Raw genomic sequence first — 329 nt, forward strand, 5'->3', positions numbered from 1 at the left:
GGGCGCCGAGCAGATCCTGCTGCATGCCGAGCGCAACCTCGACGTGGAGGTGGAGGGCGACGAGACGCACACGACCGAGAAGACGCGCACCACGCTGATCAAGGGGCACGAGTCGGCCACTTACGAGGCGGGCGAGGAGCGGCACATCACGGGCGGCGCGGTGGAGACCATCGACGGCGGCGAGGAGCGCACGGTGACGGGCGGCGCGACCGAGACGGTGACGGGTGGCGAGACGCGCACGATCACGGGCGGTGCGACCGAGACGATCACGGGTGGCGAGACGCGCATGGTCACCGGTGGGCTGACCGAGACGGTCAATGGCGGCGTGA

General features: G+C 70.8%; 1 protein-coding gene. It reads left to right on the plus strand.

The features are described from left to right. Positions 1-329, plus strand: a 329-nt coding sequence (locus tag AC3A6J_RS28060) for a bacteriophage T4 gp5 trimerization domain-containing protein (protein ID WP_487863281.1), incomplete at both ends; no start/stop codon positions are given.

This window comes from Variovorax sp. Soil_C_39, from assembly GCF_057656815.1.